This is a genomic window from Bacteroidia bacterium, assembly GCA_025056095.1.
In the GTDB taxonomy this organism is placed as follows: domain Bacteria; phylum Bacteroidota; class Bacteroidia; order JANWVE01; family JANWVE01; genus JANWVE01.
In genome coordinates, this window is record JANWVW010000130.1 from 1 (window position 1) to 7,889 (window position 7,889).

General features: G+C 36.3%; 7 protein-coding genes. 2 read left to right on the forward strand and 5 right to left on the reverse strand.

Annotation, left to right across the window (positions count from 1 at the left end; all coding sequences use genetic code 11):
• Positions 1 to 78: 78 nt before the first annotated feature.
• The 4 genes from NZ519_09635 to NZ519_09650 all read right to left on the reverse strand — a co-directional run bounded on the left by NZ519_09635 (position 79) and on the right by NZ519_09650 (position 4,417).
• A complete protein-coding gene (locus tag NZ519_09635) occupies positions 79 to 1,029 on the reverse strand; it encodes a hypothetical protein (GenBank protein ID MCS7029015.1) in 951 nt (316 codons plus the stop codon).
• A 45-nt stretch (positions 1,030 to 1,074) separates the two neighbouring features.
• The gene (locus tag NZ519_09640; GenBank protein MCS7029016.1) at positions 1,075 to 1,707 is read right to left on the reverse strand and encodes a hypothetical protein; all 633 of its coding nucleotides are present in this window, start codon (positions 1,705 to 1,707) and stop codon (positions 1,075 to 1,077) included.
• 35 nt (positions 1,708 to 1,742) lie between these two features.
• Positions 1,743 to 2,852, reverse strand: a complete 1,110-nt coding sequence (locus NZ519_09645; protein ID MCS7029017.1) for a hypothetical protein — start codon at positions 2,850 to 2,852, stop codon at positions 1,743 to 1,745.
• 86 nt (positions 2,853 to 2,938) lie between these two features.
• Positions 2,939 to 4,417, reverse strand: a complete 1,479-nt coding sequence (locus NZ519_09650) for a hypothetical protein (protein ID MCS7029018.1) — start codon at positions 4,415 to 4,417, stop codon at positions 2,939 to 2,941.
• Positions 4,418 to 4,472: 55 nt separating this feature from the next.
• Here NZ519_09650 and zapE point away from each other — a divergent pair, with 55 nt between their 5' ends.
• Both zapE and NZ519_09660 read left to right on the forward strand, forming a co-directional pair.
• The gene (gene zapE, locus NZ519_09655) at positions 4,473 to 5,489 is read left to right on the forward strand and encodes a cell division protein ZapE (protein MCS7029019.1); all 1,017 of its coding nucleotides are present in this window, start codon (positions 4,473 to 4,475) and stop codon (positions 5,487 to 5,489) included.
• A 13-nt stretch (positions 5,490 to 5,502) separates the two neighbouring features.
• Positions 5,503 to 6,111, forward strand: a complete 609-nt coding sequence (locus tag NZ519_09660) for a TetR family transcriptional regulator C-terminal domain-containing protein (protein ID MCS7029020.1) — start codon at positions 5,503 to 5,505, stop codon at positions 6,109 to 6,111.
• A gap of 19 nt (positions 6,112 to 6,130) precedes the next feature.
• Here NZ519_09660 and lysS read toward each other — a convergent pair whose 3' ends face one another.
• On the reverse strand, positions 6,131 to 7,657 hold the full coding sequence (lysS, locus tag NZ519_09665) for a lysine--tRNA ligase (GenBank protein MCS7029021.1): 1,527 nt from the start codon (positions 7,655 to 7,657) through the stop codon (positions 6,131 to 6,133).
• Positions 7,658 to 7,889 lie beyond the last annotated feature (232 nt).

The window sequence follows — 7,889 nt, forward strand, 5'->3', positions numbered from 1 at the left end:
GTGAGCGTAGCCCGCAGCACGCCGACCTTGCCCACACAAGCGCAAGCGAAGTGTGGGCAAGGGCACGCCCAAAAAAAATTAAAATTTAACCTTCTCTCTACTATCTTGCTTTTTTCGGATACCTACATATACTCTATTCGGATAAATTTGAATACCTCTAATCCTTTTATCTTTACAGAATACTTCAGGCGTAGCATTAGAAACCTTATCGTGAATTCTTTGTAAGTCAATTTGTACATCAAAATCTTTGTCAGTTACCTTCTCATATTGGCTTAAAGGAACTTTGTAACGAATCTCTAACCGTCTGGGAATAAGATGAACTTCCACAGAATCAGGAACATTAACTACTTTTATTTCTTTATAGACCACATTTTCAGTATATTTTCCTATAACACCTTGAGCTAAAATGGCCGTTTTTTCTATATTCAGGTCATCATAAGGATTAGTAGCTAGCCCTATCTGCTCTTGAAAAATACTTTTATTGTGCTGCAAAGTAAGGACTTCGGTTTGCCATTCTTGTACACGATCTACTCGTGCAGGTGCGCCATATATCCATACGGAATCAGGGATAAGTCTAGGCTCCACAATGTAATTGTAGTAAGGCAATTCATGAATATTGGAACGAAAAACCACAGGTACTTTTTTTCTTACAACTTGTTGAGGTACAAAAGAAACTTTGCTAGGGCTTACACCGATAGGTGTGATTTTGGGAGGAAGGCGAGACTTAAATACATTCAGCTCTAACTGTAAATTTGCTTGAAAAGCCCCTGCTGTAAATTCTAACGGTACTTGAAAAGTATCTTTATACTTTCTATAAAGCCACCGTAATATCTCAAATCCTTGCCCTTCTACCTCAATACGTACACCTTGATGCTTTTTCGGTAAAATGAGATAAGTGTTCTCAGGATAAAGATATTTGACAGGGATTTCTGTTTGTACTCTATACGTTCGAGATAGAGTTACACTAAGCCACAAAGAAGTTGCCGCAAAAATACAAAGTAAAAATATCCCTACATTTTTAGTAATCATACTATAATTGCTCTCAAAGCTTTAAACCCTTTCTTTCGTGTAAATTTAGCAGTTGTTTTTGTATTCTAATATCTTTTCTATGGCATCAAAGTCTAGTTCTTGGGTTGAGTTTCTCACTCCTTTATGCAGCCCTATTCCCGCAGGTCTAACTTGTTGAATAACTTCTTTGGCGGTTTCGGTATTCAAATTAAATCCCACAAAACAAGGATATTCACGACATGTTTTTGCAATTACTTTCCATTCAAAAGGTTGATTGTCAAAGCTGCCCCAAGTGATATTATAATTATAACCATCCAGCAAAAAATAGGTTACTACACTGCTGTATGGAAACATTAGAGCATTAAGTTGTTCAAAGCTCACATCATGCACCACAGGAATTTTTTTAATAATAGGTAAAGAAAGACCTTTTAATGTACTTGGCGGTAACCAACTGTTAATTTGAACTACATCTACGTCAATTTTACTTAGCATCTGTTCTATCTCCTGAATGTTATCAGTTCCAAATATAGCTACCTTTTTTACGCCTGTAATCCATTCTTGGATACCTTGGACTTCTTCTATGGTCAAGACTGTGCCAAGTACGGGGTCAAAATTGAAGCCAATATAATCTACTTCTGCGGCTGCCGCATAGCGAGCTTCATGCAAGTCCAAAATTTGCTGTAAAAATACTTTTGTCATGCTAAACAAAAGGATTAACTCAAAGTATAAAAGACTTACAATAGCTTCAATTTCTCTTCTATGTACTGTTTTTGTTCAGGGCTTAGCTTACATTTTTGTGCTCTTATATAAGCCTCTTTTGCTGCACTTTTATCAAACTGAACGGCAGATAGATCTCCCATTTTTATCCAAACTTCTGCATTTTCAGGGTCAATTTGGGTAGCTTTTTCTATGTGTTTACGCATATCTACCAGAGTTTTGCCTGATTTGAGGGAAAGGTTGACTAATTGCATTAAGTTTTCTGCTCGCTGTTTAGCTAATTCTGTTAGAAGATGCTGGCGCAAGTATCCACTTTTTTCGTACTCTGTGCAAGTTTCTTCGTACATGTTCAAAGCAATAATTGCTTTTTTAGTTTCGTTATTTTTAATAAATCTTTGTGCATCTCTATGATATTTGTCTAGTCTTTCTTTTTTTTCTCTTACTGTTTGTGGGTTTTCTACCTGATTGATTTCTACCACAAAATTATTGATGCTACCTGATAGCTTACGCTCTGCTAAATCTTTTTCTGCTTCTGAGATATTGGGCATAGATAAGAATTTTTTATAGTTAGCTTGAGCTTCTGTTTTATCGCCTAATAGCGTGTAAATATCCCCTAAAAGCATATAAGCATTGGCATATTCGGGGTTAATTTGGGTTGATTTTTCAAGATATTTGATAGCTTTTTCTAAATTTTGATTGATTCTAATCGCTGCTGCGGCATAATTACACAATATTTTGGAACGAGTAGACTTTTCGGCTTCTAATTCTTTTCTAACCTTTTCATCTTTCTCTAAAAGGCTGCATTTATTTTCGCATTCTTCCCATTTGACCATGGCAGCAGCAAATTTTCCTTTGTTTGCCAATTCTATGCCTTCATTGCCTAAGTGAAGTGCATCTGCAAGCTCTTTGTTTACAATGTGATGAACTTGATGTTTACTTGTATCTACAGAAACAGTTTTAGCAATCTTTTGCCGTACCGTATCTTTATGGGCATGTGGTTGTTCCTGTTGAACGGTATTTTCTTTCTTATTCTCTTTTTTTTGACCTGAACAAGCTGTGTAAAGTATCCCTGAAAGTCCAACAATAGTAAAAAAAATGAAATAGCGGACAAAGCTTGAAAGGTACATGACTCAACTAAAAATTAACGATACAAAACTAAACATTCTAATTCAAATTAACAAAACAAAGCAAGACACTAAATTTTGCTTTTTAGTTAATGAGTGGTTTTTAGGTAGTGAGTGTATGAAATGATAGCCGTCAAGCTGTTGAGTTTGGGAATAGCATCTGTTTCGTAATTACCGTAAAAATAATTTTCTGCTTTCGGATTTTTGAAATCTACAAATTGTCCGACAGATTTTTTTGAGGAAAAACCATAGTCTATCCCTACACTTACTTCACCTGTTTTACGTTGTAAAGTTCCTCCTATACTCAAATGAATTAAATCCCAAGCAGAAGTATTATTAGAAATACTAAACTGCTCTTGACTTTCATACTCACTGTATTGACTTTCCGTAAGCACATAGGAATAGGAAAAGTTTGTTCTTATACCCATTTGCATAGTAAGCCGCTTTTTAAGTTCATGTTCAAAACCTACTGCTACGTTAGTAACAGGATTTTTATACTCATTAAGCCAGAGGAATTTGCCTAAGTTAGCTACATAAACATTGTTAGGTTTGAGCAGTGGCAAAGAATCAGATTTGATAATGTAGTATCGTTTTTGCTTTGTAAAGTACTCTATAGCTATGGCATATTTAGCTTTTTTAGCGTGGTATTCTACCCCTAACGCAATAGATGCGGGAGTAGCATACACCGAGCGAAGGTTAGTGCGTCTATCAGTGATACTACGAGAAACATAATTTGGGTTGCCTTGAATAGCACGTTCTATGTTCATGATGGTTTGCTCTCTTTGTACGTTAGCTAATCCAAAAATTGGAATAGAAGGTAAAGTGATAGCCATACCATACCGCCAAGGCTTTTTGCGATGAATGCGACATAAGCCAACTTTTGTAACTGCTCTTATATCGTTGTAAGACAGGAACATAGTGTTATCTGAAGAGGTCATGTAAGTTTGTGATTCGGGAAATACACGCACGTACGAATTAGAAAGATAGCTCTGAAAGCGATAGGCTAAAAATTGCGTTATTCCAAAAGCAAAGTGATCCGAAATTTTATATCCCAAAGAAGCCCCTGCCCATTGCTCATTGATTTGGTTATTGTACTCAAAAGCGCCAACATAGTCCTCTAAACCTGGTTCAGCGCTAATTACATCAGTAGTAAATACATGCCGAACATTGAATCGGGTTTGTGTGTTTAGTTTGGTCAGTAGGGTATAGCCTGCTCGAAGTTTTTTATTTTTCTTAAAAAATATAATGCCCGAAATCATTTGTGGATAAGTATCATACCGGTTAGAAATCAAGGATAAATTATCTCCTGCGCCATTTTCCAAAGTAAAAAATTCTGCCTTGTAAATGTTGGCGCTTACAGAAAGCTCTTTTTTGTCAATAAAAGGTAATAAAGAAGGATTGTAAAAAATAGCTGAATTATCGTTTGCACCTGCTACAGCTGCACCTGCCATAAGTGCAGAACGTCCCCCATACTGTTGTGTCCAGTAGTGATTATCTTGACCAAATGCGCAATAGTCAAAATAACCTACAAAACACGCAATAAAAAGGAAGATTCTTTCTGAAAACATACAGTAGAGAATTATGAGCAAATATCAGTTTTTTTTCTAATTTTGCCACACCTTTATGTTTGACGTTCCTGAACGTTTTAAGCACTGCCGATTGGATAACTACATAATTTCAGAAAGTTTTATCTCTCAAAAGGAAGCTATAGAACAAGCCTATCAGGTGATGAATTACTTGAAAAAATATTATAGCCGCAACTTCATACAAAGACTATTCAAACGCAAACACGATATAAAAGGAATTTATTTAGTAGGACCTGTGGGTGTAGGTAAGACACATATCTTGTGTAGTTTTATCAACATGCTTACGGATATTCGCTGTGCTTATTTACATTCCAGTACTTTATTTATGAGTTACTTGCATCGCCCCGATGAATATGCTAAAAAATTAGCTGATAGCTATGATATAGTTTGTATAGATGAAATTGAGTTAGATGATCCAGGCAATGCCGCAAGATTTATACGTGTTTTGCATCTTCTCAATGATTTAGGTGTTTTTTTAATCTGCACCTCAAATGTTGACCCTGAAAGTTTCATTGAAAGCGGCTATGAAGATGAAAAGTTTTACAAGTTTATATCCAGTCAATTCCGCTCTCAATACAAAGTTATCTTTATCAATGGAGAAGATTACAGAGTAAAATTAGCTAAAAGAGGAGCTTTTTATATTGGTCCCACGTCTGATACAGAGCCTTTATTGTTAGAAAGATTGAAAAAATACAAAGTAAAAAGACAATTCACTTTTCCACAGTTGTTACACTACTTGACCGAAACAGACCGTAGAGAAGTCAGAAATATGCTTACTCAATACGAAGCAATTAGTATACAAAACATCAATATCAGCTCTACGGCTGATGCCCTTCGCTTGCTTAATTTCTTGGATGATATTTATCAATCTAATCACTACGTAGATTTATATGTCAGTGCAGAAAAAGACTTTAATCAGTGGTATACCAAAGAAAGTGTCGGCTATGATGATTATCAAGAGCGTATTGCCCTTAAATTTGAACGTACTATATCTCGCATAAAGGGACTTTGCGAAGCAAATTATATTACGGTAGAACTAAATACAACCAAGTAGCGTTAAAAAGAACATGGAAAAGACAGAACTGCTTGAAAAGTACATTGAATACGTGTCTAGAGAAGGAAAAAGACCTGCTACTATTAGTAAATTCTCTTTTGCTATCGGAGTAAAAGAAAGCGAATTCTATGCACACTTTTCTAACTTAAATCAAATAGAGCAGTTTTATTGGCAGCAACTTCATCAAATTTTATTACAAAAACTAACTCAAGAAGAAGTTTATGCAAACTATTCTGTTCGCGAAAAATTTCTAAGCTATGCTTACGCATTGGTAGAACGTTTGAAAGAAAACCGTTCATTCGTACAAGTTATCTTGAAAAACCATTGGAATGTCTTAAAGCAATACAAGGATGACTTAAAATCCTATGTAGAAACTCTAATTGCAGAAGGAACACAAAAAGGTGAAATTCACGACAGAATACTTCTCTCTACCTACTATCCTAATTTAATGGTTCAAGAGATAGTTTCAGTCATTCATTTTTGGGCAAAAGATGAAAGCCAAAACTTTGAGAAGACAGATGTATTTATAGAAAAGTCCATGAACTTTGTCATGGACCTTTTAAGCAGAAATTGGGTAGATACAGGACTAGATCTTATCAAGACACTATTCCAAAAATCGTAACTCTAACATTGAGTATGTCTTAGTATCTTCCAAGCCCTTGTTCAGGACGCATTTGGGGAAAGAGCAGCACCTCTTGGATAGATGGCGAGTTAGTCATAATCATAGTCAGGCGGTCAATACCGATACCTAATCCTGCGGTGGGGGGCATGCCAAACTCTAGTGCCCTCAAAAAGTCTTCGTCTAACACCATAGCTTCTTCATCGCCGCGTTTGCCAAGCTCTAGTTGCTCCATGAACCTTGCGCGTTGGTCAATAGGATCATTAAGTTCAGAAAAAGAATTACAAATTTCTTTTCCGTTACAAATTACCTCAAAGCGTTCTACTAAACCTGGCTTTGAACGATGTTTTTTAGCCAAGGGCGACATTTCTATCGGGTAGTCCATAATAAAAGTGGGCTGAATGAGTTTCTTTTCGCAATGTTCACTGAATATCTCATCTATAATTTTACCTTTGCCCATAGTGTCATCTACATGTACATTGAGTTTTTTGGCTACTTGCCGAAGTTCACTTTCATCCATGTTGCTGATATCAATACCTGTAAATTGTTCAATTGCTTCAAACATTGTATACCGTTTCCAAGGCCTTTTGAAATCTATTATATGTTCTCCTACTTTCACTTGGGTACTTCCATTAACTTCAATTGCTACCTTTTCAATCATTTCTTCTACTAAATCCATCATCCAATAGTAGTCTTTGTAAGCCACGTATAGTTCAATTTGAGTAAATTCAGGGTTGTGAAAACGGGACATACCTTCATTACGAAAATCTTTTGAAAATTCATAAACACCTTCAAATCCTCCTACGATTAAGCGTTTTAGATACAATTCGTTTGCAATACGCAAGTACAACGTCATGTCTAAGGCGTTATGGTAGGTTTTGAACGGTCGGGCTGATGCGCCCCCATAAATGGGCTGCAAAATAGGCGTTTCTACCTCTAGATAACCTTTTGCGTTTAGATATTCTCGGATTGTGTTTATGAGCTTAGTACGCTTAATAAAAATTTCTTTTACATGGGGATTGACAATTAAATCCACATACCGCATGCGATAACGAAGTTCAGGGTCTGTAAAAGCATCGTATACTTTGCCATCTTTTTCTTTGACAATAGGTAAAACACGCAACGACTTAGCTAAAAACTTGAATTCCTTTGCATGAACCGTAATTTCTCCTGTTTTAGTTTTGAACACGTAGCCCTTTATTCCGATAAAATCGCCTATATCGGTTAATTTTACAAAAACTTCTTTGTATAATGTTTTGTCTTCTGTCGGGCAGATATCGTCTATGCGAATATAAACCTGTATTCTACCTGTGTGGTCTTGGATGACTACAAAAGAAGCCTTGCCCATGCTACGGATACTCATTATCCGCCCTGCTATGCAAACCTCTTGGTAATTGTTTTTTTCGGGGTCATAGTTTTCTAAAATTTCTTTGGCAGTAGCATTGACAGGATATAGCTCCGCAGGATATGGGTTTATGCCTAACGCAATAAGCTGGGCTAATTTTTCTCTGCGGATAAGTTCTTGTTCAGATAGTTGTGAGGTAGTCATAAGCAATTTTGGCAAAAATACAATCTTTTGCCACAATAAACGTAAAATGTAGGTTTTTCATTCGCTGGGGATATAATTTTTGTATTCTTCTGTTTGCGTATCAACGGTATTTGAGCACACTTCGGCGTTTTGCAAGGTTTTGAGAATTTTAATAATTTTATTTTTTGGGCGTGCCCCTTGCTGACGCAAGGGTCGGGGCATTCCGCACTGCGCTTCGCTTCGGTGCTTCGCT

What these genes read in the sequence shown, in the direction of transcription:
- NZ519_09635 (MCS7029015.1), bottom strand. Translation starts at nt 1,029, where the DNA reads ATGATTACTAAAAATGTAGGGATATTTTTACTTTGTATTTTTGCGGCA.
- NZ519_09640 (MCS7029016.1), bottom strand. Translation starts at nt 1,707, where the DNA reads ATGACAAAAGTATTTTTACAGCAAATTTTGGACTTGCATGAAGCTCGC.
- NZ519_09645 (MCS7029017.1), bottom strand. Translation starts at nt 2,852, where the DNA reads ATGTACCTTTCAAGCTTTGTCCGCTATTTCATTTTTTTTACTATTGTT.
- NZ519_09650 (MCS7029018.1), bottom strand. Translation starts at nt 4,417, where the DNA reads ATGTTTTCAGAAAGAATCTTCCTTTTTATTGCGTGTTTTGTAGGTTAT.
- zapE (MCS7029019.1), top strand. Translation starts at nt 4,473, where the DNA reads ATGTTTGACGTTCCTGAACGTTTTAAGCACTGCCGATTGGATAACTAC.
- NZ519_09660 (MCS7029020.1), top strand. Translation starts at nt 5,503, where the DNA reads ATGGAAAAGACAGAACTGCTTGAAAAGTACATTGAATACGTGTCTAGA.
- lysS (MCS7029021.1), bottom strand. Translation starts at nt 7,657, where the DNA reads ATGACTACCTCACAACTATCTGAACAAGAACTTATCCGCAGAGAAAAA.